Source organism: Clostridia bacterium (assembly GCA_014360065.1).
In the GTDB taxonomy this organism is placed as follows: Bacteria; Bacillota; DSM-521; order Neomoorellales; family JACIYF01; genus JACIYF01.
In genome coordinates, this window is the sequence record JACIYF010000011.1 from 18784 (window position 1) to 44240 (window position 25457).

Genomic DNA, 25457 nt, shown 5'->3' on the forward strand with positions numbered 1-25457 from the left:
AGTAGTACAGTTAATGGCCAAACGGATCGTAGAAAAGTTTAACCCCCAGAAGATAATTCTTTTCGGCTCATTGGCAAGAGAAGATGCTGGAGCAGATAGTGATATAGACCTTTTAATTGTTATCCGCTGTAGGCGGGAGCAGAAGCGCAAGCTACAGGTAGCCATTAGAAGAGAGCTGCGGGATTTCAAGGTTCCAAAAGACATTATAGTTGCTTGCCCGGAAGACGTTAGAAAGTACAACGAGGCCTGGTGGACAGTATACCACCCCGCCCTCCACGAGGGGAGGGTGCTTTATGAGCAGTGAAGTAAGAAAGCAGGAAGCCGCAAAGTGGCTAGATAAGGCCAGAAGAGACCTGCGCGTAGCCAAAATGGCATTTAACGACAGGGATCCTGAGACTGACCTAGCGTGTTACCTCTCACAGCAATGCGCCGAGAAAAGCCTGAAAGCCCTTCTGATTCAGCACGGAATTAGGTTTGCCTATAAACATGACCTGGCTTATCTTGTTGATCTCTTGCCGCCTAATGAGCAACAACTGCTTGCTAAATTTGACCTAGATTGGCTTACCGATTGGGCTACCGAGGGACGTTACCCTGGGGATGCACCGCCGGCTACCAATGAAGAAGCTAAGAAGGCCATAGAAATGGCGGAGGCCATCTACAACACCTCAAGAAGATGCCTTCTCCATTCCGAGTGATATATCCCTGCTCACTTAATAGGACGAGGGCCAGAATTGCACTTCTCTGGGCTAGGAAAATCGAGTAGGAGGGGGCGGCTAGCCCCCGTCCTCTCACACCACCCGGCATGCGGGTCCGCACCGGGCGGTTCGCCAAGTTTGACGAATGCTACGGTAACGTGCGGTCAAACTCATCAAGCCCTGGGCTTCCCAGTAGGTGTTGCCCAGGGCTCTATTCATCGGCCCGCGGGCCATCCGCCATGGTCCCTTACGAGAGTTGGCGAACTCGTGTACAACCCATTCTGGTAAGTCTAGTGCGCGTAGTTCGCGGTAGCGGGTTCGGACTCGCTTACACTACCTCCAGAGGCACAGGCGAAGGCGGCGTCTGAGCCACTCCTCGAGGCCCTTGAAGACACTGGGGGTTTCAGCTAAGGCGAAGTACCCCATCCAGCCACCCAGATAGGCGTTAATGCGCGGAATCCTGGCCTCCATGCTCACGGGTTTGCTCCGGGAGGTAAACTCTCGGATTCTGTTCTTGACCCGTTCGATGGTTTGCGGAGCTAGGCGAATGAGGACTTTCCCCTTATTCTTGTACATGCTAAACCCCAGGTATTTCAGTTTCCACGGCCGGTCTACCGCGCTCTTCTGTTCATTAATCTTGAGCTTCAACCCAAGCTGGAGATGCTTCCAAAACAAATTTCCTAAACCTATTGCAGCACAAGTACTCTGCCGTTATGAAGGTTACCCCCCTCCCTGTGGAGAATCTTGTACCTCGACCAAACGCCAGTAAAGGAGGGTAACCAAACTTCGAGCCGTAAAGCTTTTAATAACCCGTCTTGCCCCAGGTGCGGGTGGCACGCCAGAAAGAACGGCCACCAGCCAGGACCTGGAGGAAGACCGCCTGATCCCGGCCTGGTTCTTCTCAGAGTACCGGGATGCTCTGGCTGCTTTCAACTTCCTAAGGCAGCTTGGCGGTAACAAAAAAAGCCTTGGGAGATAAAACCCCGGCCGAGCATGCGGCGCTTAATAAGAACCAGCTTCTAAAAGCTGTTCCCCTTCCTTAAAGGTGTTCTTGGCTTTTTCCAATCGCCACCGACATAAATCCATGCTCATAGCGATATTCCTTCTTCTTGGATGGATTTATAGAAATAGGTTTCTTGAAATAAAGGCCTGGAAAAGCTTTCTACGGACATAATGATCGGCGATATCACAACATCGTATTGCAAATTAATATCTACGGCTAGATCTATTATCACTTCTCTGTAAGCCTTATCGTTGTCCTGGACAATTACCAGAATATCGATATCCGACTGGGGAGTAAAAGTACCACGAGCCACTGAGCCGAACAAGCGAGTTTCTATAACTTTTGGGCCCAAACGTTTTCTCAATAGATAGCAGAACTCTTGGATAGCCCTGCTTATCCGATCAGGTATTTGTTCCTTCATGGTATCACCTTTTTCCTCTTCTCACCATTTACAGCTTTTCCCATGTAACACCATGATACCACACTGTGCCAGGAAAGCCAACTTCTTCGCAGAACTGCATTGCTCCGGGCCAGGAAAAACCACTTGGCTGCCCGCTTGGGGGCAGCCAAGGGTTGGGTTATATTTAGGAAGTGGAAGCTAGCCAAAGCGCTTAGGATTTATGGCGGGGCCGCTCTAGAAACGAAGCTATGGCGCGCTTTGGGGCGCAAGAAGCAAAGGCTAGGGCAAAAGCATTGACCGAATACTGTATGCTCGCCTCCAGCGGCAACTCCATCCATTTGTTGAAGATCTCCTTTTGGAGAGCAATAGCCCTAGGGTCGAGTCTCAATATCCTCTCTGCCAGCCGATAACATTCGGGCAAGAGTTCAGGTAAAGGCACAACCCGGTTAACTAGCCCTATCTTATTGGCCTCCTGAGCCGAAATCCGGGAAGCGGTAAAGATCATCTCCTTGGCTTTACTTACCCCCACCAAACCAATTAGCAACGCTCCTTCGACCGGCACGGGAACGCCCATTTCCAGCTCAGTTAAGCCGAGGACGGCATGCTCAGAAGCTATCCTGAAGTCGCAAGCCATAGCCAAACAGCAGCCACCGCCAAGTGCATATCCGTTGATGGCGGCGATGACCGGTTTTCGGCAATCGCGAATCGAGGTATAAGCCGTCCGCTCTCGTTCAATGAATTGCTTGGCTTCCCCCGGTGACAAATCTTTCATTTCATTCACATCAGTGCCCACCGAAAAGGATTGCTCGCCTTCACCGGTGAGAATTACTGCTCGGACATCACGGTCGGCCGATAGACCAGTCATAACTTGAGCAATTTCCGCCTTCGTATTTAGGGTCAGCGCATTAAGCTTCTTTGGCCTAGAGATAACCACAGTGGCAACCTGGTTCTTAAGCTCTATCCGCAGATCTTGAAATGCCACCGCCGCCCCTCCTCAGCTAGAATACATCCATCACCCCAAGCTGATCGGCAACTGAAAACTCGAACTGGACCACCGGCCGGATGTGTTCATCCACCCTAATCCCGGGAGCCACTTCAACTAGCTGCAAGCCATTAGGAGTTAACCTAAACACGCATCGATCAGTGACGTACAGCACCTGTTGGTTTTTCCGGACTGCCTCCCGGCCATTGAGAGTGATCTGCTGTACCTGGGGAACGAACTTCTTCACCGTCCCTTCTTGAACTATGACCAGTTGCCCATCCCTTATCTCTTCCCTCAGCCCTTTGGCGGTCATGGTGCCGCAAAAGATGATTTTTTTGGCCTTAAAGGTAATATCAATGAAGCCGCCACAGCCAGGCTTTCTTTCGCCAAAAGCACTCACATTGACGTTACCTAGGGCATCTACCTCGGCCATACCGAGGCAGGTAACATCCAGTCCACCCCCGGCGTAAAGATCAAATAATGAAGAAGAATCAAGGAGCATGTCCGCATTATAAGCGGTCCCAAACAAGGTCCAGCCGGCCGGAATCCCACCAATGGTACCATGCTCAGTGGTAAACTTAACCTGGTCGTGCAGGCCGAGTTCTACCGCCACCCAAGGCATATAAGCCGGCAACCCAAACCCAAGATTGACCAGATCCCCGGGCTGTAACTCTTTCGCTGCCCGTTTGAGAATCGCTTTTTCAACCCCTTCATCCATACGAGGAATTTGATCCAGGGGAACCCGAAGCTGCCCGGTCAAGCCCGCTTCAAACCGCTCAACTGATTGGGGCTGGTCGGGATCAATTACTACCGCGTCCACCAGGACACCCGGTACCGCCACCAGCCGCGGGTGGAGCGAACCCCTAGCGGCTTTGCGCTTGACTTGGGCAATAACCACGCCCCCGCTGTTCTTAGCAGCCATAGCAAACGGCAGTATGCCTAGAGTGGACGGTTCGTCTTCCACCGATATGTTGCCGTCCTCGTCAGCGGTGGTGCCCATAATGATGGCCACATCTATGGGATAACCTCTATAAAAGAGGAACTCTTGCCCTTCCAGATTGATAACCTTAACCAAGCTATCGTCCTTTGAGATCTCGTTCCACCCGCAGCCTTCTACCCGTGGGTCTACATAGGTATGAAGGCCTACTGGGGTTATCAGGCCCGGTTGCCCGGCAGCAATGGCCCGCATCAACTGAAACAATACTCCCATGGGAAGGTTGTAGGCTTCAACCTTACACTGCCGGATCATTTCATTCATGTTTCTCAACTTCCAAACCCCGTACCCGCTGCCTATTACTCTCTTGGTCATGCCCTCATGAGCAAAGCGGTCGATGCCAGTCCCCGGGTGAAAGCCCATAACCACCGGGTGAACCTCAGTAAGGCTCTGAGGATGGCCAGTTTCAAGAAACCGCTTCTCCAAAGCAGCTAAGACCGTGTCCGGGTTTAACACCGAGCCGTTCCCGCACACCAGTACAGTAGCGTTATCAGGGATTAACTCTACCGCCTGGTCAGGACTTAGAAATCGTACCAACGTATCTTCCTCCTCGCATGCTCTTTGCTTGCCCAAGTACGTGCCTGCGGGGCGTGGGCCGGAGGGCCGCAAGCGGCCCTCCGGCCCGATCTCGCTTCTCAGCAATCTCTTACTCAGCACCGCCCAAGAGCTTAAAGTCCTCTTCCACCTCGTCCTCATTGGGCTTCTTAGTCAACAAGCTTACCACAATTACAATCAACGCCGCCCCAACTACTGCCGGCAATCCTTCAAACATCCAGTCCCGGAGCATGGCGTTTGATTTCCAAAGGTAGGCTATCATGGGGCCGGAGATCATGCCGGCCACCGCATGTAGATCAACTCCTTTACCGCTGGCGTGATCAGTGTTAAAATCACAAAAAGGGTAGACCTGGGGATGATATCCCCAGGGGCTACGACCGGACCACCTGGTGTTACTCTTGGCGGAGGGACCAGGTGGCCTTTCCATTTTGCTCCCGAGTTACTTGCTAGTCAGCTGTCACTCCCACGGTCCTGATATCCCAACTCCTTGGAAATAGCCTCGCAAGCCGTTACCACCAGCTCAATCAGTTGAGGAATGGTCTCATCATTAAGCCGGGTGGTCGGCCCAGAAAGGCTTAGCGACGCTATCACTTCCCCCTTGGAGTTTTTGATGGGAGCGGCTACTCCCCGAAGCCCTATTTCCAGCTCCTGATCATCGATAGCGTACCCCTGGTGCCGGATCTTTTCTAATTCACACTTGAGCTTGGCTCCATCGGTAATGGTGTAATCGGTATATCTTGTTAGGCCTCTGGCAATAAGTCGTTCCAATTCTTCCTCGGACTGTCCCGAAAGCAGGACTTTTCCGGTGGTAGTGCAGTGTGCCGGGCCTCGACCCCCATACATGGAGACAACCCTGACATCCTTGGGCACTATGTTCTCCACATAAAGGATTTCGCCCCGATCGTAAACCGCTAGATTGGCGGTCAGCCCGGTCTGATTGACCAATTCGATCATGTAGGGCCTAGCAATGGGCCTAAGCTGCATATTCTTGGCTACGATGTTGCCCAGCTCCAGGAGCTTAAGGCCAAGTTTATAGCCAGCCCTTTCCCTGGCCAGCATCTGATATTGCTCGAGGACATCAAGAAACCGGTACAAAGTGCTTCTTTTAATACCCGTAAGTGAACCGATTTCTTGCGCTGATAACACCGGCCTTTCCTGGCTAAAGGCAAGGAGGATGCTAAGCGCCCGTTCTAGAGTAACTATCTGGTTCGGTCTCTCCGGCACCCGGACATCCCTCATCTCCTAAGGTGTTCCCATAGAATGGGACTAAGATCTCACTTTCTAGGAACACCTTAGGTATTCGACAGTCTTACGCCGATTCCTCCCTATGCTAATAAACTTCCACTAAATTACTCTAAAAGCAGGGCCTGGTCCATAATTTTGAGGTTCGGGCTGACCTGAGCTGGAAAATCGATATTCTCCAAGACGTCTTCCTTAAGCCTCACGCCTGGAGCAATTTCTGTGAGAACCGGGCCTTGGGCCGTGAGCTTAAACACCGCCCGCTCAGTAACGTAGGTAACCTCCTGGCCGCACCTTTTGGCGTTCTCGGCATTGAAGGTTATCTGCTCCACCCTTTTGACCAGCTTGCGGAACCTTCCCTCCTTGGATATAACCAGCTTGCCGTGTTTTACTTCCGCTTCCAACCCTCCGGCAGTCAGGGTTCCGCAGAAGACGATCTTTTTGGTGCGGTGGGTGATGTCGATGAAGCCGCCGCAACCGGGAACCACATTATTGAATTTGCTGACGTTGACGTTGCCGAGCTCATCGATCTCGCCAAAGCCGAGGAAGGTGGCGTCCAGACCGCCCCCCTGGAAACAGTCAAACACCTGGGTCGAATCGATGATGGCTTCGGGGTTGATGTTGGCGCCAAAGACCTCGCGCCCGGCCGGGACGCCTCCCACCGACCCGTGCTCGGGGAAGAAAGTAAGCCGATCGATGATACCGGTTTCCAGGGCAATCCTCGGGATCTCCACCGGAATTCCAACCCCCAGATTCACTATCCGGGCCTCCCCAAGCTCAGCCGCCGCCCGCCGGACAATTATTTTCCTTATATCTAGCGGCAGCGGCTCGATGGCTTCTAGTGGCATTCTGATCTCTCCGGTGAGAGCGGGATTTAGTTCTTTGCCTCCGGAAATGGTTTGATCGGGGTCCACCACGATGGCGTCCACCATGATGCCCGGCACCACCACCTCCCTGGGCTTTAAGCTCCCGGCTTCGGCCAGGCGCCTGACCTGGGCGATCACTTTGCCGCCGCTGTTTTTGGCCGCCATGGCCAGGGTGGCGATGCCTAAAGTGACCGGTTCATCCTCCAGGGTGATGTTGCCGTGGGTATCGGCGGTGGTGCCGCGGATGATGGCCACGTTAATGGGGAAGGTGGGATAACATAGGTATTCCTTGCCGTCGATTACCCTTAGAGAACATATATCGGCAGTGGTGCGCTGGTTCAGCCGGCCGCCCTCGATACGGGGGTCGACAAACGTATTTAGGCCCACGCTGGTCAGGTGGAAGTCCCGCCCGGAGGCGATATCCCGGAGCAGGCCAAACACGGTCCCCATGGGCACCACGTAGGCTTCCACCTCGCCCAGAAGGGCCATCTGGCTCATGCGGGAGGTCTTCAGGTAGCTGTAGCCGCTGCCGATGACCCGGCGGGTCATGCCCTCATGGGCGAAATGCTCAAGCCCCAGGCCCACCCCCATGCCGTAGATGATGGGATGGACTTCGGTCAGGTTTCTTGGATGTCCGGTTTTTAAAAACCTTTCTTCCAGGGCGCTGACCACCTTTTCCGGAAGCAGGAGGTTCTCGCACCCGCAGACAGCTACGGTGTCGTTGTCCTGGATTAGCTCTACTGCCTCTTCGGCTGTCATGACCCTCATTCTTCTTCACCCCGCAGGACTTTTACGGTGGCCGAGCCTTGGGCTACCGTGGTCCCATCCTGGTTGGTTATCTCTGCCTTCATAATGACCTTGCGGCGCTCGGCCAAAATCTCGGCCACGGTCAAGGTGACAGTGACGGTGTCCCCGAAGTAGACCGGGGCCACAAACTTGGCCTGATACTCCTGGGCCATATAGCCGGGCGGCTCAAGCACATCCCTAAGCTGGGTAGTGGCCGCCGACATGAACCCTATCAAAAGGGCGCCGTGCACCACCCGATGCTTAAACATCTTGGTGGAAGCATACTGCTCGTTGACGTGGTTGGGATGAAAATCGCCGGTTATGCCGGCATACAAGTACACATCGCTTTCGGAAATGGTCTTGGTTACCGAAAAGCGACCTCCAACTTGAATTCGCTCTTTCCAGCTCATCTCGATTCCGGGCTCCTTTAATTGGTAGTAATAGTCTTTTGCCTAGCTAAAACTCTTGGTGCCAAGAACCGGCTCCCGGCCGGCCCTGTAGGTGCAGGTTATCACCCTCTCCCAACCAGGGTCCTTTTTGGGAAAGTCCTCCCGGTAGTGGCCGCCCCGGCTCTCGGTGCGGAGGCCGGCCGCTGATGCCATGATGCCGGCCACATCCAGGAGGTTTTTCAGCTCCTGGGTTTTCCAGACGCTTTCCGGGCTGGCGCCCAGGGAGGACTTGTCCGAAACCTCAAGCCGGAGGGCATCGATGGTGTTCTTAAGCCTGGCCAGAGAGGACGCATCCTTCACGATCAGGTAGTCCCGGTACATGGCCTCCTGGAGCCTTCTGCGTATTGAGGAGAAGGTGGTCTGGTCCACCCCCGCCCAGCGGTTGGCAAGAAAGCCGCGTACCCAACGGGGCTCGCCCAGGCTGGGACGATGGCCTTCCAGGGCGTACCGGGCCGCCGCTTTTCCGGCCCGGCGGCCGAACACCTGGCAGGCAAGGAGCATGTTCCCTCCCAGGCGGTCGGCCCCGTGGGGGCCGCCGGCCACCTCCCCGGCGGCATAAAGGCCGGGCAGGTCGGTATCGCCCTCGGGGCCGATCTTCGCCCCGCCGTTTACGGCATGGCCGACGCAGGTTACTTCTACCGGACTTTTTAAGAGATCGACGCCGCGGGCAGCGTACCATTCCCGGGTAGCCTGAAAGACCGATTTGAGGTTGGGGTCGCTCAAGCCTTCGGGGGATGCCCCGGTGAAGTCAAGGTAAACCTTTCCTTTTATGCTTTCCTTCTTGACCGCTATTTCAAGGTAGCGGGAGGCATCGGCCACCGAGAAGGGGAAGTGCCCCTTGTCCCGGTAGCACTGCTCCATAAGGTCAGGATCGGGGAGATACCGGTAGAGGACCTCATCACCTTCCTCATCAATCAGCCTGGGTTTCAGCTTCCACAGCCAGGCGTTGAGGAGGGAGGGAGGATACCCGGGGATGAGGATCCCCAGCCCGGCCTGCATGAACTCCATGTTCACCAGGGTGGCCCCGGCCCGGTAGGCCAGGGCGTACCCGTCGGCGGTGATGCTTTCCGGGTAGAGGCTGGGAGAGAAGAGATGCCCCGCTCCCCCGGCGGCCAGCACCACCGCCCCGGCGGTGATGAGAAGGGGCTGGCCGTCCTTTCCCATGGCCAGGGCCCCCATGCACCTCTTCTCCTTCACCGCCAGGTCCAGCACCAGGTGCTCCTCCAGAAACTTGACCGGATAGCGGGAAAGCTCCCGGCGGAGGGCGGAGAGGATGGGCTTTCCGTGGCCGGGGATGATGTGCATCCTCGGCCGGGTGGCAAAGCAGCCGGAGATGGCCACCGGCCTTCCTTGCTCCTCCCTAAAGGGCACGCCAAAGCCCTTTAAGTCTTCATAGGCCAGGGGAGCCTCCTCGGCCAGCATCCGGGCCAGGACCGGGTCGGCCATCCCCTGGGCGGCCCCCATGATGTCCCGGTAGTGCTCCCCGGGGTTGTCCAGGGGATCGGTAGCCCCGTCGCCCACGTTGAACCCGGCCACCTCCGAGGCCCCGTAGCCGGTGGCCCCGCCCTCATTAAGGCGGTCTTTTCCTACCACCAGGACCTCTGCCCCGGCCCGGGCCGCCTCCAGGGCCGCCCGGAGGCCGGCGGAGCCGAAGCCGATGATGAGGACGTCAGCATTTAGAGCCATAACATCGCTCTGACCCTTGGACACGGTCTAGCCACCTTTCATAGGCCAGGATCAGCCGCCGGCCCGCCTGGACCTCAAGATGTCAATGCCAACTGCGATGACGATGATTACCCCTCGGATCACGTACTGCCAGTAGGAAGAAACGTTTAGGAGGTTTAGGCCGTTGCCGATTACCCCTAGGATCAACACGCCCAGAATGGTGCCGCTGATGGTGCCGATGCCGCCGGTCATGCTGGTGCCGCCGATTACGGCCGCGGCGATGGCATCGAGTTCGAAAAGCTCCCCGGCGGTGGGCTGGGCTGAGTTTACCCGGGCGGTAAGGATCAGGGCCGCCACCGCGCAGAGCAACCCGGACAATACGTAGGTCAGGCCCTGAACCAGCTTGGTATTGATGCCGGAAAGGCGGGCCGCCTCCTCAGAACTTCCCAGGGCATAGACGTGGAGGCCGAACTTGGTGTTCTTGGAGATGATATGGCAGACGATGGCCACCAACGCTAGGACAATCAAGGGAAAGGGCACCGGGCCTAACAGGCCGTTGCCAATGAAGCTCAATACCGGATTATAGTCAAAGGTTATGGGCGTACCTTCAGATATAATCAGCACCGCGCCCCGGCAGACGCTCATGGTGGCCAGGGTGGCAATGAAGGGGGTGATCCTGGCTTTGCTCACCAAAAGCCCGCTTATGGCCCCTATGGCTGCTCCTGCCAAAAGGGCAGCCAGGATAATCACTACCGTAGGCGTGCCCGCCTTGGCCAGCAAGGCAATTTCAGCTGAGACTAGAGCTACCACTGCTCCTACCGAAAGGTCGATGCCGCCGCCGATGATCACAAAGGTCATGCCCAGGGCCAAAAGGCCGTTGATGGACACCTGCCTTCCTACGCTGAACAGGTTGACCGGCGTCAGGAAGACGTCGGAAAGGCTGCTTAAAGCTACCACCAAGGCTAAAAGGAGCAATAGCAGCGGTATATTCTGCGATGTTTTCAGCTTATCCATCCATGGTCTGGCAATGGTTTTTGGTTCTGCCGACATGCTGCCCACCTCTTCCTTTGTTGCCATATTCGATCAGACCGCCTCCTTGAAGGCAATGCGCTTTCCGGAAGCCAGCATCATGATGTTTTCTTCCGTAGCCTGGGAGCGAGGAAGCTCTCCCATTACCTCCCCCTCGTGCATAACCAGGATGCGGTGGCTCATGCCCAGGATCTCCGGCAGCTCGGAGGAGATCATGATGGCGGCTCCGCCATTTTCCACAAACCGCTTCATGTGCTCGTAGACTTCAAATTTGGCCTGAACATCGATGCCTCGAGTAGGTTCGTCGAAAATAATGACCTTGGAATGGGTGCAGAACCACTTGGCCAGGGCAATCTTCTGCTGGTTGCCGCCGCTAAGGTTTACGATCTTTTGGCTCAGAGAGGGAGTTTTGATACGCAAGGCCTCCCGGTATTCCTGGGCCAGGTTTCTGGCTTGCGCCAGGTCAATAAAGCCCAGCCGGCACATCTTGGGGATGGCGGCGATGACGATGTTGTTCATTACATCCTGCTTAAGCAGGAGCCCCTTCTTGCGATCTTCAGTGACAAAGCCGATCCCGGCAGCAATGGCGTCCATGGGATCCCTGATGGTTACTTCTTTGCCCTCGATGAATACCCGGCCGCTGTCTTTGGGATCTAGGCCGAAGATGGCTCTGGCCACCTCGGTCCGCCCTGCTCCCACCAGCCCGAATATCCCGAGGATCTCTCCCCGGCGTACGCCCAAGTTAACGTTCTGGAATTTCTTCCCGCGGCTGAGATTCTCAACTCTAAAGATCTCTTCCCCCTTGGGACTTTCAACCGCAGGAAACTTGGATTCCAGGGGCCGGCCCACCATCATCAGGACCATTTTGTCTTCATCGCACTGCTCGATGGGCAGGGTACCAACCAATGCCCCGTCTTTAAGCACCGTTACCCGGTCAGCAATCTTGGGAATTTCGTGCAGCCGGTGGGAGATGTAGATAATGCTTACCCCTTGCTGCTTTAACGAACGGATGACGCCAAAAAGATGCTCAATCTCGCTATCGGTAAGCGATGATGTAGGCTCGTCCATGATTATGATCTGGGCTTTAACGTACAAGGCTTTAGCAATAGCTACCATCTGCTGGATGGCGGTACTCAAGCGGCCCACCGGCACATTGACATCGACGCTCACTCCCAGGCTCCCCAGAAGCTCTTTGGCTTTGCGCCTCATGGCCGACCAGTCGACTATGCCCGGCACCTGACCTTTGACTTCCTCGCCCAGGAAAATGTTCTCGGTCGCCGTCAGGTGGGGCGCTAGATTAATTTCTTGAGGTATCATGGCGATACCGGCCTGCAAAGCATCATGAGGGCTCTGGAAGTTAACTTCTTTTCCCCTCAGGATCACCCTACCGTGGTCCTTCTGGTAGGCGCCATAGAGAATCTTCATCAGGGTGGATTTCCCGGCGCCGTTTTCGCCCAGTAAGGCCAGGACCTCACCTTCGTAGAGGTCGATGCTTACATTCTTTAGAGCCTGGGTGCCCGGAAAAGCCTTGGATATTTCTTGCATTTCCAGTACCAGGGATTGCATAATCACCACTCCGTCCCGACCGTCGGGCCCGGAAGACTGCCTCGATCTTCTTCCTAGGCCCGTCGGTCGATTATTACTTCGCTTATTGATAAATCTTCAAGAACTGATCCACGTTATCCTTGGTAATAACTGGCATGGGCGGTGAGACGTAAGAATCCACTTTCTCACCACGAATTACCTTGAAAGCACTATCTACAGAGATCTGAGCAATAGAGATGGCATCGTTGTAGATGGTGGCATCCAGGCGCCCAGCCTTGATGTTTTCAAGACCTTCTTTGATGCCGTCATACCCAACCACCACTACCTTGTGGAGCTTGCCAGCAGCCTCGATTGCCTGCAACCCACCAATAGCCATGTCGTCATTTTCATAGAAGATGCCGGCGATGTCGGGATGCGCCTGCAACAGGTCCTCGGTGAGGTTCAGGGCTTGATCCCGCTTGTAGTTTCCAGGGCGCTGGTAGACTAGAGTTATCCCTGGATATTGAGCGATGCCCTGTTTGAATCCGGTGGTCCGATCAGTGGTAGAAGAACTGCCTGGCGTCCCTTCGATCAAGGCAACCTTTCCTTTGCCGTTAATCTTCTCAGCAATGATCTTGGCAGCGAGCTGCCCGCCTTTTATATTGTCGCAGGCGACAAACTGGGTCATCTCCGCGCCCTCTACCCGGCGAGCAGTTGCTATTACCGGGATGCCTGCTCTATTGGCTTCCGCCACTGCCGGAGCTACCGCCTTGCCATCAATGGCGTTGAGCAGAATGGCGTCAACCTTCCTGGTAATCAAGTCCTCAATGTCAGAAGTCTGCTTATCGACCTTGCCTTGGGCATCGAGAACTATAGCCTCGCCGCCCATTTTTTCGATTTCTTTCACTGAAGTATCGGTGAGGAACTTCTGCCAAGGAAACGAAAGGGTAGAGATAGACAACCCGATCACCGGTTTCTTATTCTGACTTCCACCCTGGGAACCAGAACCCGCCGATGGCTTGCTGCCTCCGCATCCACCAACAAGTACGGTGCTTACGGCTACGATTAAAGCGAGCGATATGAGCCTTAAGGATTGCTTTAGAGATCTTGGCATTCTTTATTGTCATCTCCCTTCATTCTCAGTCGCTTTGCCGACATTTCACAAGTAACGTTAGCCACGCTACAATAGGACATAAAACCATAAGCTGCAGTTTACAGTACTTTTAGGGTTGTCTGGCCTTCCATCACCTTCTCTCCACTGGCGGTATAACAGTTGGCATTAAAGTAAATCTCATGGCGCAGAACGTCTTTGCCGATCACCTCCAAAGATGCGGTTACTGTCTCCCCGGGAAGCACCGGTTTAAGAGCCGTCAAGGCGTAACGGTACGATACCCCTCCCGGAGGCGGCACATGGGCCGTCATCTTGGCCATCACCGCCGATACAATACCGACAAGCAGGGCGCTGGGAACCACCATTCCCCTTTCCCCGGCCCGCTTGGCGGCCACCTCATTGATATATAGGGGATTTAAGTCCCCGCTAATAGTTAGGAAATTGGCCACATCGGCCTGGGTGATGGTCTTGGTATGCTCTTCTCTGTGCCCCATGGGCAGGGCCTCCATGCGTTGCGCTCGTTCATCCATGTGGTTTCTCCTCCCCAAACGCCACTCGATGCTTCCGAAACACTTCCCATGCCGGGGCGCTGGCACCGGCGAAAGACTGGCCTCGCCAGCGATCCGTATGGCTCCCCCTCACCCTTCGGCGGGGTTCCCGGCCAATTCGACCTCCTGTCTCAAGAGGCCGGCCTCGGACGTCCTGTCCTCGGCCCCGCCTCCGAGCTCGGTCTCGTCAACGGCTCGCACGGCTCGCCCAAAGTCGCCTTACGCCAGCATCCCCGGCCATTTTCATACTTCTTTCGGATGCACCCGCCGCTCATCACCTTTTGTCTCAAATCGGCTCACAGAACCTGGGCAACGGTTTCACCCTTAAGGATTCTTACTCCCGACTGGTTGACGCAATTGACCGTGAGCCTGTACCTGCCCTCCCCCAGCGCTTCTTCAGTCGTCACCTCCGTAGTCACGGTGTCTCCAAGCTTAATGGGGCCGGTAAACTTGACATCGTACCCCACCGGATAGCCCGTAACTCCGGCCAGGGCCAGCAATCTGGAAACGGCTGCCGAAACCAACCCTACTGAATAAGCCCCGTGGGCGATGCGCCCGCCAAACTGAGTTTTGCGGGCAAACTCTTCATTGACGTGAACGTCATAGAAGTCTCCAGTAATGCCAGCAAACAGGTTGACGTCGCTCTCGGTGACGGTCTTGGTAAACTGGCCTTTACTCCCTATAGCTAATTCCTGCGCCATTGCCGATGCCTCCATCCGCCTATTACTTCGCATCTCAGTTGCCGTACATGGCCTGGCTTTGTCTCTTTGCTTTCGCCAATATCTCCTCTCTTATCCCCATGGGCTCATCCCTAAAGATCCGGGGGTCCATGACCTTTAGGTCTTTGGCGATCCGGGGCTCGAAGTCCATGTAGGGGAGGATGTGGGTTTTAGGGTCGATCCCGGGGGCCACCTCGGTGAGGGTAAGGCCCTCAGGGAGGAGCCGGAATACCGCCCGCTCGGTAACGAATAGAACTTCCTGGTTCATCTTTTTGGCATAGGAGCCGCTGAAAGTTATCTGCTCCACCTTGGAGATGAACTTCTTGTACTTGCCTTCCTGGAGGATGTTCACCCGGCCGGAGGAAAAGTCTACTTTCAGGCCTCCGGAGGTAAAGGTGCTGCAGAAGACCACCTTTTTAGCATTCTGGGAGATGTCGATGAAGCCGCCGCAGCCGGCCAGGGTGCTCCCGAACTTGCTTACGTTGACATTCCCTTCCTGGTCGGCCTCGGCCATGCCCAAAAAGGTCACTTCAAGACCCCCGCCGTCGTAAAAGTCGAACTGGTAGGGCTGGTCGATGATGGCGATGGGGTTTCTGGATACGCCAAAGATGATGCCGGATACCGGGGTTCCCCCGGTCGGGCCCTGCTCGATGGTGAAGATCACATCCTCTTCTAGACCTTCCTCAAAGGCAATGGTAGCCACCTGGGAGGACATGCCAAAGCCTACGTTTAACGCCACTCCGGGGACCAGCTCCATGGCAGCGCGGCGGGCTACCACCGTGCGCTCGTTTAAGGGGCTTTTTTCCATCTGGGCCCGGGGGGCGCGGTGCTCGCCGCAGTAAGCGGGGTTGTACTCGGCTTCATAGGTCTGCCACTGGTCCTCCACCACCACCAGGGCGTCTACTAGGAAGCCGGGGACCTTAACCAGGCGGGGATCTAAGCTTCCGGACTGGACCAGGTGCTTTACCTGGGCGATCACCATGCCGCCGGAGTTTTTGGCGGCCTGGGCGGCGGAGAGGACCTGGAAGGTTCCGGTTTCATACTGCATGCTCAAGTTTCCGTCGGTATCGGCAAGGCTGGCCCTAAGGAGGACCACGTCGGGCTTAAAGGCGGGATAAAAGAGGTACTCCTCTCCTTCAAACTCCACCAGCTTCACCAGATCCTCCTTGGTTATCTCGTTTAGCTTTCCCCCCTCCAGCCGAGGATCCACGTAAGTATGAAGGCCTACCTTGGTGATTACGCCCGGCCTTTTGGCAGCAATCTCCCGGTAGAGCTGGGCCATGGGCCCCTGGGGGAAGTTGTAAGCTTCGATCTTATTCTCCAGGGCGAGCTTTCCCATCTTGGGGCAAAGCCCCCAGTGGCCGCCAATGGCGCGCTTGATGAGGCCCTCATGGGCTAGGTGCCCGATGGAGCGATCCCCCCGGTCCCCAAGGCCGTTGGAGTGATACAGGGTGAGGTCCCGGGGATGGCCGGTTTCCAAAAACCGCTCCTCTATGGCAGAAAGGATGGCTTCGGCATCGGCCAGGCCTCCGCTTCCTCCTTCCACGCACACCACCCAGTTATCCTTAATGAGCTCGGCTGCTTGTTGGGGGGAGATGATGGGTTTTTGCATCACAACTCTTCCTCCGTCTACTAAAGTTAACTCGCTTTTCACCATTGACACGGAAAGACCTGGGGATTCCCTTCCTTAGCCCTAACGGCTAGAGGATAGGCAAATCTTTCACTCGTATAGGGATGGTCTTCTCGATAATGGCCGCCACGGCTTTCCGCGCGTTTTCGAGCCGCGGCAGCTATGACCCGGGCCACGGTGATTAGGTTAGCGGTTTGAACTAAAGTTTTATTCGTCTGCCAGGGTTGGCCCAGCCTGGTCAGGTCGTCTTCCATGACGTCTAGTTCGGCCAGGAGCGCTTCGAGGCCCGGTTCCGTCCGTACCACCAAAAGCCCTTGCCAACATGCCTCTTGCAATCGGTGCCGGATCTCTTTGGCCCTGGCCACAGCTATTTCGCTGTTCTCAATTCCAGAGCTTGTACCCGCAAGGGAAAAAGCGGCTTGCAGCCGGATTTGGGCTTGAGCATTAGCTTTAGATTGTAAGGCTTTGGTAGAGCTGGTCGCTGCTTTGGCTCGCCTAGCTGCCGCCCTCCCGGCGCGGGCGCCAAATACCTGACAGGTTAAAAGCATGTTCCCGCCTAGGCGATCAGCCCCATGGGGACCACCGGCCACTTCGCCGCAGGCGTAAAGGCCGGCGATGGTGGTTTCTCCCCATTCGTCGATCTTTAGCCCACCATTGATGGCATGGGCGTAAACCACTACCTCCAGCGGCAGCCTAGAAATATCCACGCCGCGGGCCAGCAGCCAGTCTTTAACCGCGCCATACACGCCCCGCAAAGGGCTATCAGCTGGCAGAGCTTGGATATCTTGGTCGCCGATGCCGGTCAAATCCACGTAGACGCCGCCGTGACTAGAGCCCCGCCCGGCCAGCTTCTCCTTTTGGATAGCAATCTCTACGTACCGGCCGGGATCGGCCACACTAAAGGGGAAATGCCGCGACTTGTAGTCCATGGCTTCGGCCGGGGTCAGCCCCGCCGGCAAGTAGGAGGACAGGAATTCCTCCCCGGTAGCATTGTATAGCCGGGGATGGAGCGCCCACAAAAAGGCGTTGAACTGGCTTTTAATGGGGTGAATGATCCCCACCACCGCTTGCATGAATTCCATATTCACCAGCTCAGCCCCGGCCCGATAACCCATGGCGTAGCCGTCGCCGGTAATGTCTCCAGGAGCTAAGCTGTACTTGAAGAGCTGCCCCGCCCCACCGGCGGCCAGGATGGTGCTTGGGGCAGCTAGGACTAAAGGTTGGCCGTCAGCGCCGATGCCCCAAGCACCGACGCAAATCCCATCCTCCACCAGCAAGTCAACTACAGTAACATCCTCCACTACGGTGATGCCAAGCTGCCTTACCAGCGGGACCAAGGCGTTCATAATGGCAGTGCCGTGGTCGCGAAGGATGTGCATGCGGGGCTTAGAAGCGAAGCAGCCGCGCACTTCCACGTACCGGTCGCCCTGGCGCTCAAATTGTACCCCCAGGCTCTCCAGATATTTCGCGCTGGGAACGGCTTCGAAAGCAAGAATTTCGGCTAGCTTGGGGTTAGCCATTCCCTGGCCGGCCTGGATAATATCCTGGTAGTGCACCTCCGGTGCATCCGAGGGGTCAACTATACCATCGGCGGCATTGTAGCCAGCGGTATCGGCTACGTGGGCGGCAGTGGTACCGGAATGCCCCAGCTTCCCTTTTAGGACCATGGCTACCTGGGCTCCTGCCTGAGCCGCCTCCACAGCGGCCCGGCAAGCTGCCCCACCGCCTCCGATTATTAAGACATCTGCCGTTAGCATTTGGGGGTCGCGGCAGGTCAAAGCTTTCCCCTCCCTAAGGACAATCTTCGTACAAGATATTGAACCAATGTTTGTCACGCTGGTAGAGGTTTCCCAGCATCGGCATCTTTATCTACTTCGAGGAATTGTATCCCAGCTCCCGGGATATTTCCATGCAAGCCTCGGTGATTATTTGGCTAACCTCGGGAATGCTGTCATCCCTTAGTCTGGTGACCGGTCCGGCTAAGCTCATGGCCGCCACCATAACCCCTTGGGCATTGTAGATAGGGCCAGCTACGCTCCGCAAGCCCTCCTCCAGCTCCTGATCGTCGATGGAGTAGCCCCGCCGCCGGATGGCCTCAATTTCCTCCCTGAGCTTTTCTGGATCGGTAATGGTGTTGGCGGTAATCCGACGCAGGCCCCGTTGGATGATCCGCTCTAGCTCCTCGGCTGGCTGACCAGTCAAGAGCATCTTGCCAGTACTGGTACAGTAGGCCGGAGCTCGGCCACCATGCATGGATACCACCCGCACGTGCCGGGGGACGATATTCTCAATGTAGACGATGTCGCCATCATAATAGGCGGAAAGGTTGCTGGTCATTCCTGTCCGGTTAACTATCTCCACCATCACCGGTTTGGCAATAGCCTTGACTTCCAGGTTGGCCCCAGCAATATCCCCCAGCTCGACCAGCTTGAGCCCGGGCATGTAGACGGTGCCCCGCTTGCTGATGTAACCCCTTCTCGCCAACACATGCAAAAATCGGTAAAGGGTGCTTTTGCTTAGCCCAGTAACTTCTGCGATCTCCGCCGCAGTCAACGACGGCCTCTCCCGGCTGAACGCTCCAAGAATATCTAAGCCTCGCTCCAAACTAGTAATTTGAGTGTTTTCCAAATTAGACATGGAGCACCTTTCCCATTGTATGAAACCGAAGTTTCACCTGTTTGGAAACTGTTAAGATATTTCGCTACTCAGGTTAAGATTCCTGCTGGGTGACAAAATTTTTTGGAGAGATTTTGCTGCGACACTAGAGGCAGCTTAAGAGAGGAAAGCAGTGAGGTCTGGTGCCACCGCTGGCAACCGGGGCTAAGCCTGCTTAATTAAGTACCCGGTAGCATCGCCCTACCGGGTACTTTATTTATCTGCCTGCAAGTCATTCCAAAGTTATGGGGCGAGGTGCTGTTACTTGATCTCTACCTCAGCGCCTACTTCGGCCAGCTTGGCCTTGATGGACTCGGCCTCCTCGCGGCTCACCTTTTCCTTGATAGGCTTCGGAGCCTCGTCTACCAAAGCCTTGGCTTCCTTGAGGCCAAGGCCGGTAATCTCGCGGACTACCTTGATGACGTTAATCTTCTGCTGACCTACAGAAGTCAAGATGGCATCAAACTCGGTCTGCTCCTCAGCTGCTTCCTCGGCAGCCGGGGCAGCGCCAGGTGCAGCCGGAGCGGCCACCGCCACTGGGGCGGCAGCGGTAACTCCAAACTCATCTTCCAAAGCCTTTACTAACTCCGAAAGCTCAAGCACGGTCAGTCCCTTGACCGCTTCTACGATCTCGCTAACCTTGGACATTATCCTGCCTCCTTAAGAATAACTTACTCTAACTTGGGGGCTGGCCCTCCGCTCCGTAACCCGTCCAGCACTCAATTCACCTATCCATCCACCAGGCATCACCCAGTCGGGTGCTAAGACACTATTTAGTCCTGGTTGCCTGCCGATTGAGTGCTGGTTCGCTTTCAGACCAGCTCCCCTGTGGTACCGCAATTAGCGGCATGGAAACTGCACCTCAAGCAGCCTCGCCACCCGCAGCTTGCTTTTCCCGGACCGCATCCAGGACATAGACCAACTGGCGTATGGTCCCCTGCAGCACCGAGACCAAGCCGCTGATGGGGGCTTGGAAGCCTCCCACCACCCGGGCCAGCAATTCCTCCCGGGATGGCAGGCTGGCCAAGGCCTGCACGCTTTCCGGGCCAATCACCTGACCCTCGAGAACCCCGGCTTTGATAGAGAACACCTTATGGGTACGGGCAAAATCGTTTAAGGCCTTAGCCATTGCGGCCGGGTCTTTACCGCTGAAAGCAATGGCCACCGGTCCTTCCAGCCACGGCTCCAATCCCTTTATGCCGGCTTTAGCAGCCGCCCGGGCGGTAAGGGTATTCTTGACCACCCGGTACTCAGCCCCAAGCTCCCGCAACTTGCGGCGCAGCTCGGTAATCTCGGCCACCTTAAGGCCCCGGTAGTCGGTAAGGATGCTGGCGCTGGAATTGGAAAGCAACTGGGTAAGCCTCTCTACTACTTCAACTTTCTCTTGCCGCCTTAGGCTCACTTGCTCACCTCCCTAAACTGTACACTCGAAGCCCTCAATCCTCGCCAGTGCTTCCTGGCGATTCACCGCCCTAGGCTCTCCTTGCGGCCTTAAATAAAAACCAGGCCCCGTAGACTACCCTCCTACGGAGCCTGGCCAATTGCACACCTACCCTGGGGACCGTGCTCCCGGGCCTTGTGCACTTGGTTATTCTGGCTCCACTTGGCACCTAGGCAGGCCGTGGATTGGCTCCACAATTAAGCTTCGCCCTTTTCAGGCGATAGCGCCGACCGTCTACGGTGATCGATTCTTATTCTGCTAAGCTGGTTTCCTTCTAAGTTGGCTTAACCCATTTATTTCTTTATTTCGGGCTTAACCCCTTATTGTCCATTTACTCCTGGCTTTCGCTACCTGGCCCCTACAGCCCGCAACGGGTTGACCTTAACCCCCGGGCTCATGGTGGTGGAAACGGTAATACTCTTCAAGTACTGACCTTTGGCCGCCGCTGGCTTGGCCCGTACCAAAGCGTCAATCAGCACCAAGAGGTTCTCGGTAAGCTTTTCTTTGCCAAAGGATACCCGTCCAATTGGGGCATGGATTATACCGGCTTTATCGGTGCGATACTCGATTTTACCAGCCTTGACTTCCTGCACCGCTTTAGCTACATCAAAGGTGACGGTACCGGTCTTGGGGTTGGGCATCAGGCCTCGAGGGCCTAGGATCCGGCCCAATCGGCCCACCGTGCCCATCATATCAGGGGTAGCGATGGCCACATCAAAATCAAGCCAGCCTCCTTGGATTTTGGCAGCCAACTCCTCATCGCCAACCACATCGGCCCCGGCTGCTTCCGCCTCCTTAGCCTTTTCGCCCTTGGCAAACACCAGCACCCGGCGGGTCTTGCCGGTGCCGTGGGGCAGCACTACTGTCCCCCGCACCTGCTGATCAGCATGGCGCGGGTCAACCCCCAACCTCACCGAAACTTCAACCGTCTCATCAAATTTGGCAGTGCCGATCTTTTCTATGACTTCCATGGCCTCTGCCGGTTCATATAACCTTTCTCGATCAATCAGTTTGAGCGCTTCTCGGTATCTTTTTCCTGGTTTGGCCAACTTTCATTCCCCCTAGTGGTATTAACGGAAGTCCTTCCTCCCACTTGCTGTTCTTAGCCCTCAACGATCTCGATGCCCATGCTTCGAGCCGTCCCCTCGATCATGCGCATAGCCGCCTCAATATCGTTGGCATTCAAATCCTTCTTTTTGGTCTCGGCGATCTCCCGCACCTTGGAACGAGGCAACTTGGCCACTTTCTTGCGGTTAGGCTCCCCAGAAGCAGTCTCAATACCGGCTGCTTTCTTGAGTAAAACCGCCGCCGGCGGCGTCTTGGTCACAAAGGTGAAGGAGCGGTCCTCATAGACCGTCAGCTCCACCGGAATAATCATGCCTTCTTGAGCAGCGGTGCGCTCATTGAATTCCTTGCAGAAAGCCATAATATTGACGCCGTGCTGGCCCAGAGCCGGCCCCACGGGTGGTGCCGGGTTAGCCTTGCCGGCGGGTACTTGCAGCTTGACAATGGCAGCCACTTTCTTGGCCATAAATTTCACCTCCGATCTGCAATTAATCCAATCTGTCTAATCCAGCTTCTCAACCTGGGTATACTCGAGTTCCACCGGAGTTTCCCGCCCAAACATAGAAACCAGGACTCGAAGCTTGCCCTTTTCGGGATGAATCTCGCTAACGGTACCAATGAAGTTCTCAAACGGCCCGGTGGTTACCCGGACGCTTTCACCTAGGGCAAATGTAATCCGCGGTCGCGCTTCCTCCCCGCCCATTTGGCGCAGGATCTGCTTTACCTCGTGAGGCTGCAGAGCAATCGGCTTGGATGGAGGGCCAACGAAGCCGGTCACCCCAGGGGTATTCCGAACCGCATACCAGGAATCGTCGGTTAGGATCATTTCCACGAGAACGTAGCCGGGATAGATCTTCTTCTTAACGATCTTTTTCTTGCCGTCCTTGATCTGTAGCTCGTCCTCCATGGGAATTACTACCTGGAAGATCTTGTCTTCCAAATTCATGGATTGGATGCGCTTCTCCAGATTAGCCTTAACTTTATTTTCGTACCCGGCATATGTGTGGATGACGTACCAATTCTTTTCCATAACCTTGGCTTATTCTTCCCTCCGCCGCGTAGGGCATATGGCTTTACTACCTATTGTTACCACCAAAGGCTTTTTCTAGCATGGAGGCCGAGCTAAAACCAAAGCCTTAGAATTAGAGGATGAGTCCTAACAGAAAGCTGAAGACGGAGTCAATGATCCACAGAGCCACAGCTACAATAATTACCGAGACTATGACCACGCCTGTATAAGTGACCAACTCTTTTCGAGTCGGCCAATGAACTTTTTTCAGCTCCGCCCATACGCCTTTAAAATAACCACTGACCCGCTGGCCAATGTTGCCACGGCCCACGGCAACTGCTTTGGGATTAGGAGGCATAATTCCCACTTCCTATTACTTAATCTCCCGGTGCAGGGTATGGGAGCCGCAGTACTTGCAGTATTTGCGAAGCTCCAAACGATCGGTATGAGTCTTTTTGTTCTTGGTGGTAGTGTAATTGCGATGCTTACATTCGGTACAAGCTAAAGTTATGTTAACGCGCATTTATTTTCACCTCGCCCGGCCATTGTCCAACTAAGCTAAGCAGCCAATAATAACTAATCAATAAGTTTCACCGGGAAAGTGCCGAAAGCTGCAAGGAGTGCAGGCATACAGGTACCCGCTGAAACACCTGAACTACTTTAGCATACCAAACAAGCACTGTCAATAAGGACTGCCCTGGCGTGTCACGGGACTGTGATATTGTCACGTGAGCGCGGACAGAGAAAATGTCACCATGGAGAGAGACCTTCTATGTCAATAGGGTGAGCTTCTGGATTAGCCTCACGGGACAATCCCCGCCCTGGATTTGGGTAGCCCGTCGGGGGTGAAGTACTTGCGGCTGAAAGCGAGAGCAACGTTCACCAGCCCGATCATCACCGGAACCTCGATCAGCGGCCCGATTACCGCAGCAAAGGCCTGGCCAGAATTGATGCCAAACACCGCCACCGCCACCGCGATGGCCAGCTCAAAATTGTTGCTGGCAGCGGTAAAGGACAGGGTGGCAGTCTGCGGGTAGTTGACGCCTAGGTTCATGCTCAAGAAAAAGGAGACCAAAAACATGACTACAAAGTAGACCACAAGCGGCACAGCAATCCGCACCACATCCAGCGGCAAGGAAACGATGTACTGCCCCTTTAGGGAGAACATGACCACGATGGTGAAAAGCAGAGCTACCAAGGCCAGGGGGCTGATTTTGGGCACAAAGGTTCTCTCGTACCAGTCTTTGCCTCGAATGGGCAGAAGCACTCGCCGGGTCACAAAGCCGGCCACAAAGGGGATGCCAAGGTAAATGGCAACGCTGGTAGCTACTTCGCCGATGGATACCTTTACCTGCATGCCTTTAAGGCCCAGCCATTCGGGGACCAAAGTAATGAAGATGTAAGCATATAGGGAGTAAAACAGCACCTGAAAAATAGAATTTAGGGCCACCAGGGCAGCAGCGTATTCCGAATCACCGTGGGCCAAGCTGTTCCAGACGATGACCATGGCGATGCAGCGAGCCAGGCCGATCAAGATTAGGCCAGCCATGTATTCCGGATAGTTATGCAAGAAAAGGATGGCCAGAAAGAACATTAGGATAGGGCCGATGATCCAGTTTTGCACCAGGGAAAGGGCCATCACCCGGCCATTGGTGAATACTTTACCCAGCTCCTCATATTTGACCTTGGCTAAAGGCGGATACATCATCACAATCAGGCCGATGGCGATGGGAATGGAGGTGGTACCAATGGATAACCGGTCCAAGGCCCGGGCTACGCCCGGAAACACGTACCCGAGACCCACCCCGAAAGCCATGGCCAAAAAGATCCACAGGGTCAGAAAACGGTCGAGCAGGGAAAGTGTTGTGCTGTTACCAGTAGGGGCAGCATGGTTGGCAGTCATCCAATATACCTCCTTAAACCAAGTCCCTTATCCCAAGTACCTTGATTAAAGCAAATACCCGATGTTAGTGGGAGCTAACTGACCGGCATCTGCCCCCGAGCCAACTCAGGATCCAACCGGCTAGCTTGAGCAACCGGAGCCAGAGGCCAGCTTATCAAAATCAACTGGGCCAGGCGAGCCACCGCCAACTCCCTGCCGCGGTGAACAACCGCTCCCGGCCGGCCGGCAGGAGACCTTGGGGTTCTCCTCCAGATATTTAACCTTTTTAAGTTCAGCCCCCATGCCGGGTTTTTGCTCCAGGGGAAGTTTGAGGTACTCCTGCCATTCTTGAAAGAACTTGTCTATCTGATCTCGCCGCAAGTGGTAAAACACCCACTGGCCAATCTTTTCTTCCTCGACCAAACCAGCTTGCCTGAGCACCCGTAGGTGCTGTGATACCGCCGATTGGGTAATCCCCAAGATTTCCTCCATTTCGCAAACGCAGAATTCATGCTCCGCCAATAATGAGATGATCTTCAGGCGGATTTCTTGGCCTAACGCTTTGAACACTTCCGCAAATTCACGGCTGACCACTCGACCTCACCTCCCCTGCAGTAACAACGCTGTTGGCCTAGTATTCTAGGCTCACGTTTGACCAAATCGGTATTAGCAATCTATAATATACTTCTTTTAATGTACATCATGCCCGCTTACCCGTCAACAGGTAACCCCTGTCTCGCCCTCGCCCCCGCCCTCCTCCCCTGCCTCCTGCTCCTGCTGAAACCACGCTTCCATGCCCCATTGTGGCGCCGTCTCAGGAGGGACAGCCTAAGCTTCCTGCCGGCTAGGCACCAATGCTGGCCCTGGTTGCACCACTAGCCGTGCCACTACGGCCAATGCCAATAGCGCTAAACCGTAATCTCGGAAAAAGGAGGTAAAGCCGCAGATTCAGTGGCAACGGTTAAGAAGATAGAGTGCGCAAACATGAACCCGAGGCCGAGAAGGATCAGGCGGTTCCAGCCCGCACCAGATCGACGTGCAAATTGGCTGAGATGGCTGCGAGAATAGGCGAGACCACCCAGTTATCGGTCATAGTCACAAACCCCGCTAGGCCAAGGATGAGAAGAATCATACGCTTAGACATTGCTTCAGACCTCCGGTTAAGATTTTGTTCAGAGATCATGCTCGGGGTAAGAAAGGTAAGCATGCC

27 protein-coding genes and 2 pseudogenes are annotated in these 25457 nt (G+C 55.2%); 2 read left to right on the plus strand and 27 right to left on the minus strand.

The window, feature by feature from the left end; genetic code table 11:
• The first annotated feature begins 13 nt into the window (after positions 1-13).
• Both H5U02_03375 and H5U02_03380 read left to right on the plus strand, forming a co-directional pair.
• The gene (locus H5U02_03375; GenBank protein MBC7341480.1) at positions 14-304 is read left to right on the plus strand and encodes a nucleotidyltransferase domain-containing protein; all 291 of its coding nucleotides are present in this window, start codon (positions 14-16) and stop codon (positions 302-304) included.
• A complete protein-coding gene (locus H5U02_03380; GenBank protein MBC7341481.1) occupies positions 294-695 on the plus strand; it encodes a HEPN domain-containing protein in 402 nt (133 codons plus the stop codon). Before H5U02_03375 ends, H5U02_03380 begins: the two co-directional genes overlap by 11 nt.
• Before the next feature lie 93 nt (positions 696-788).
• Here H5U02_03380 and H5U02_03385 read toward each other — a convergent pair.
• The 27 genes and pseudogenes from H5U02_03385 to H5U02_03515 all read right to left on the minus strand — a co-directional run bounded on the left by H5U02_03385 (position 789) and on the right by H5U02_03515 (position 25391).
• Positions 789-1385, minus strand: a pseudogene (locus H5U02_03385) (transcription elongation factor GreAB).
• A gap of 398 nt (positions 1386-1783) precedes the next feature.
• Positions 1784-2119 carry a nucleotidyltransferase domain-containing protein gene (locus H5U02_03390; protein ID MBC7341482.1) on the minus strand — a complete coding sequence of 112 codons (336 nt, stop codon included), beginning with the start codon at positions 2117-2119 and terminating at the stop codon, positions 1784-1786.
• Between the two features lie 190 nt (positions 2120-2309).
• Positions 2310-3080 (minus strand): enoyl-CoA hydratase/isomerase family protein, encoded by a 771-nt coding sequence (locus H5U02_03395; GenBank protein ID MBC7341483.1) that lies wholly within the window; start codon positions 3078-3080, stop codon positions 2310-2312.
• Positions 3081-3096: 16 nt separating this feature from the next.
• Positions 3097-4611: an acyl CoA:acetate/3-ketoacid CoA transferase gene (locus H5U02_03400; protein ID MBC7341484.1), complete on the minus strand. Its 1515-nt coding sequence runs from the start codon at positions 4609-4611 to the stop codon at positions 3097-3099.
• Positions 4612-4720: 109 nt separating this feature from the next.
• Entirely contained in the window at positions 4721-5056 is a 336-nt protein-coding gene (locus H5U02_03405; protein MBC7341485.1) for a hypothetical protein, read from the minus strand.
• 23 nt (positions 5057-5079) lie between these two features.
• A complete protein-coding gene (locus tag H5U02_03410) occupies positions 5080-5853 on the minus strand; it encodes an IclR family transcriptional regulator (GenBank protein ID MBC7341486.1) in 774 nt (257 codons plus the stop codon).
• Positions 5854-5978: 125 nt separating this feature from the next.
• Positions 5979-7502, minus strand: coding sequence for a hypothetical protein (locus H5U02_03415; GenBank protein ID MBC7341487.1), 1524 nt, complete (start codon positions 7500-7502; stop codon positions 5979-5981).
• Positions 7499-7930 (minus strand): MaoC family dehydratase, encoded by a 432-nt coding sequence (locus H5U02_03420; protein ID MBC7341488.1) that lies wholly within the window; start codon positions 7928-7930, stop codon positions 7499-7501. The genes H5U02_03415 and H5U02_03420 overlap by 4 nt, the downstream gene beginning before the upstream one ends.
• A 42-nt stretch (positions 7931-7972) precedes the next feature.
• Positions 7973-9679: an FAD-binding protein gene (locus H5U02_03425; protein MBC7341489.1), complete on the minus strand. Its 1707-nt coding sequence runs from the start codon at positions 9677-9679 to the stop codon at positions 7973-7975.
• A 27-nt stretch (positions 9680-9706) separates the two neighbouring features.
• On the minus strand, positions 9707-10648 hold the full coding sequence (locus tag H5U02_03430; protein MBC7341490.1) for an ABC transporter permease: 942 nt from the start codon (positions 10646-10648) through the stop codon (positions 9707-9709).
• Positions 10649-10717: 69 nt separating this feature from the next.
• Positions 10718-12229, minus strand: a complete 1512-nt coding sequence (locus H5U02_03435; GenBank protein MBC7341491.1) for a sugar ABC transporter ATP-binding protein — start codon at positions 12227-12229, stop codon at positions 10718-10720.
• Positions 12230-12311: 82 nt separating this feature from the next.
• Positions 12312-13301 carry a sugar ABC transporter substrate-binding protein gene (locus H5U02_03440; protein MBC7341492.1) on the minus strand — a complete coding sequence of 330 codons (990 nt, stop codon included), beginning with the start codon at positions 13299-13301 and terminating at the stop codon, positions 12312-12314.
• Positions 13302-13399: 98 nt separating this feature from the next.
• On the minus strand, positions 13400-13828 hold the full coding sequence (locus H5U02_03445) for a MaoC family dehydratase N-terminal domain-containing protein (protein ID MBC7341493.1): 429 nt from the start codon (positions 13826-13828) through the stop codon (positions 13400-13402).
• A 314-nt stretch (positions 13829-14142) separates the two neighbouring features.
• The gene (locus H5U02_03450) at positions 14143-14547 is read right to left on the minus strand and encodes an enoyl-CoA hydratase (GenBank protein ID MBC7341494.1); all 405 of its coding nucleotides are present in this window, start codon (positions 14545-14547) and stop codon (positions 14143-14145) included.
• A gap of 34 nt (positions 14548-14581) precedes the next feature.
• Entirely contained in the window at positions 14582-16177 is a 1596-nt protein-coding gene (locus H5U02_03455; protein ID MBC7341495.1) for an acyl CoA:acetate/3-ketoacid CoA transferase, read from the minus strand.
• A gap of 38 nt (positions 16178-16215) precedes the next feature.
• Positions 16216-17973, minus strand: a complete 1758-nt coding sequence (locus tag H5U02_03460; GenBank protein MBC7341496.1) for an FAD-binding protein — start codon at positions 17971-17973, stop codon at positions 16216-16218.
• Positions 17974-18064: 91 nt separating this feature from the next.
• Positions 18065-18832 (minus strand): IclR family transcriptional regulator, encoded by a 768-nt coding sequence (locus tag H5U02_03465; GenBank protein ID MBC7341497.1) that lies wholly within the window; start codon positions 18830-18832, stop codon positions 18065-18067.
• Positions 18833-19111: 279 nt separating this feature from the next.
• A complete protein-coding gene (gene rplL / locus H5U02_03470; GenBank protein ID MBC7341498.1) occupies positions 19112-19498 on the minus strand; it encodes a 50S ribosomal protein L7/L12 in 387 nt (128 codons plus the stop codon).
• Between the two features lie 214 nt (positions 19499-19712).
• Complete coding sequence (locus H5U02_03475; protein MBC7341499.1) at positions 19713-20252, minus strand: 50S ribosomal protein L10; 540 nt, start codon at positions 20250-20252, stop codon at positions 19713-19715.
• Positions 20253-20638: 386 nt separating this feature from the next.
• Positions 20639-21340, minus strand: coding sequence for a 50S ribosomal protein L1 (gene rplA, locus H5U02_03480; GenBank protein MBC7341500.1), 702 nt, complete (start codon positions 21338-21340; stop codon positions 20639-20641).
• 53 nt (positions 21341-21393) lie between these two features.
• Entirely contained in the window at positions 21394-21822 is a 429-nt protein-coding gene (gene rplK / locus H5U02_03485) for a 50S ribosomal protein L11 (protein ID MBC7341501.1), read from the minus strand.
• A gap of 36 nt (positions 21823-21858) precedes the next feature.
• Positions 21859-22386 (minus strand): transcription termination/antitermination protein NusG, encoded by a 528-nt coding sequence (gene nusG / locus H5U02_03490; protein ID MBC7341502.1) that lies wholly within the window; start codon positions 22384-22386, stop codon positions 21859-21861.
• A gap of 112 nt (positions 22387-22498) precedes the next feature.
• On the minus strand, positions 22499-22723 hold the full coding sequence (secE, locus tag H5U02_03495; GenBank protein MBC7341503.1) for a preprotein translocase subunit SecE: 225 nt from the start codon (positions 22721-22723) through the stop codon (positions 22499-22501).
• A 15-nt stretch (positions 22724-22738) separates the two neighbouring features.
• Positions 22739-22888, minus strand: coding sequence for a 50S ribosomal protein L33 (rpmG, locus tag H5U02_03500; GenBank protein MBC7341504.1), 150 nt, complete (start codon positions 22886-22888; stop codon positions 22739-22741).
• Between the two features lie 279 nt (positions 22889-23167).
• Entirely contained in the window at positions 23168-24268 is a 1101-nt protein-coding gene (gene arsB, locus H5U02_03505; protein ID MBC7341505.1) for an ACR3 family arsenite efflux transporter, read from the minus strand.
• Between the two features lie 120 nt (positions 24269-24388).
• Positions 24389-24841 carry a winged helix-turn-helix transcriptional regulator gene (locus tag H5U02_03510; GenBank protein MBC7341506.1) on the minus strand — a complete coding sequence of 151 codons (453 nt, stop codon included), beginning with the start codon at positions 24839-24841 and terminating at the stop codon, positions 24389-24391.
• A gap of 421 nt (positions 24842-25262) precedes the next feature.
• Positions 25263-25391, minus strand: a pseudogene (locus H5U02_03515) (MFS transporter).
• Positions 25392-25457: the final 66 nt, after the last annotated feature.

Coding starts and splice junctions, on each gene's coding strand:
- nusG (MBC7341502.1), bottom strand. CDS start 22,386: ATGGAAAAGAATTGGTACGTCATCCACACATATGCCGGGTACGAAAAT.
- H5U02_03405 (MBC7341485.1), bottom strand. CDS start 5,056: ATGGAAAGGCCACCTGGTCCCTCCGCCAAGAGTAACACCAGGTGGTCC.
- H5U02_03375 (MBC7341480.1), top strand. CDS start 14: ATGGCCAAACGGATCGTAGAAAAGTTTAACCCCCAGAAGATAATTCTT.
- rpmG (MBC7341504.1), bottom strand. CDS start 22,888: ATGCGCGTTAACATAACTTTAGCTTGTACCGAATGTAAGCATCGCAAT.
- H5U02_03465 (MBC7341497.1), bottom strand. CDS start 18,832: ATGTCTAATTTGGAAAACACTCAAATTACTAGTTTGGAGCGAGGCTTA.
- secE (MBC7341503.1), bottom strand. CDS start 22,723: ATGCCTCCTAATCCCAAAGCAGTTGCCGTGGGCCGTGGCAACATTGGC.
- H5U02_03450 (MBC7341494.1), bottom strand. CDS start 14,547: ATGGCGCAGGAATTAGCTATAGGGAGTAAAGGCCAGTTTACCAAGACC.
- H5U02_03430 (MBC7341490.1), bottom strand. CDS start 10,648: ATGGATAAGCTGAAAACATCGCAGAATATACCGCTGCTATTGCTCCTT.
- H5U02_03390 (MBC7341482.1), bottom strand. CDS start 2,119: ATGAAGGAACAAATACCTGATCGGATAAGCAGGGCTATCCAAGAGTTC.
- rplL (MBC7341498.1), bottom strand. CDS start 19,498: ATGTCCAAGGTTAGCGAGATCGTAGAAGCGGTCAAGGGACTGACCGTG.
- H5U02_03415 (MBC7341487.1), bottom strand. CDS start 7,502: ATGAGGGTCATGACAGCCGAAGAGGCAGTAGAGCTAATCCAGGACAAC.
- H5U02_03380 (MBC7341481.1), top strand. CDS start 294: ATGAGCAGTGAAGTAAGAAAGCAGGAAGCCGCAAAGTGGCTAGATAAG.
- H5U02_03440 (MBC7341492.1), bottom strand. CDS start 13,301: ATGCCAAGATCTCTAAAGCAATCCTTAAGGCTCATATCGCTCGCTTTA.
- H5U02_03445 (MBC7341493.1), bottom strand. CDS start 13,828: ATGGATGAACGAGCGCAACGCATGGAGGCCCTGCCCATGGGGCACAGA.
- H5U02_03420 (MBC7341488.1), bottom strand. CDS start 7,930: ATGAGCTGGAAAGAGCGAATTCAAGTTGGAGGTCGCTTTTCGGTAACC.
- rplK (MBC7341501.1), bottom strand. CDS start 21,822: ATGGCCAAGAAAGTGGCTGCCATTGTCAAGCTGCAAGTACCCGCCGGC.
- H5U02_03435 (MBC7341491.1), bottom strand. CDS start 12,229: ATGCAATCCCTGGTACTGGAAATGCAAGAAATATCCAAGGCTTTTCCG.
- arsB (MBC7341505.1), bottom strand. CDS start 24,268: ATGACTGCCAACCATGCTGCCCCTACTGGTAACAGCACAACACTTTCC.
- H5U02_03455 (MBC7341495.1), bottom strand. CDS start 16,177: ATGCAAAAACCCATCATCTCCCCCCAACAAGCAGCCGAGCTCATTAAG.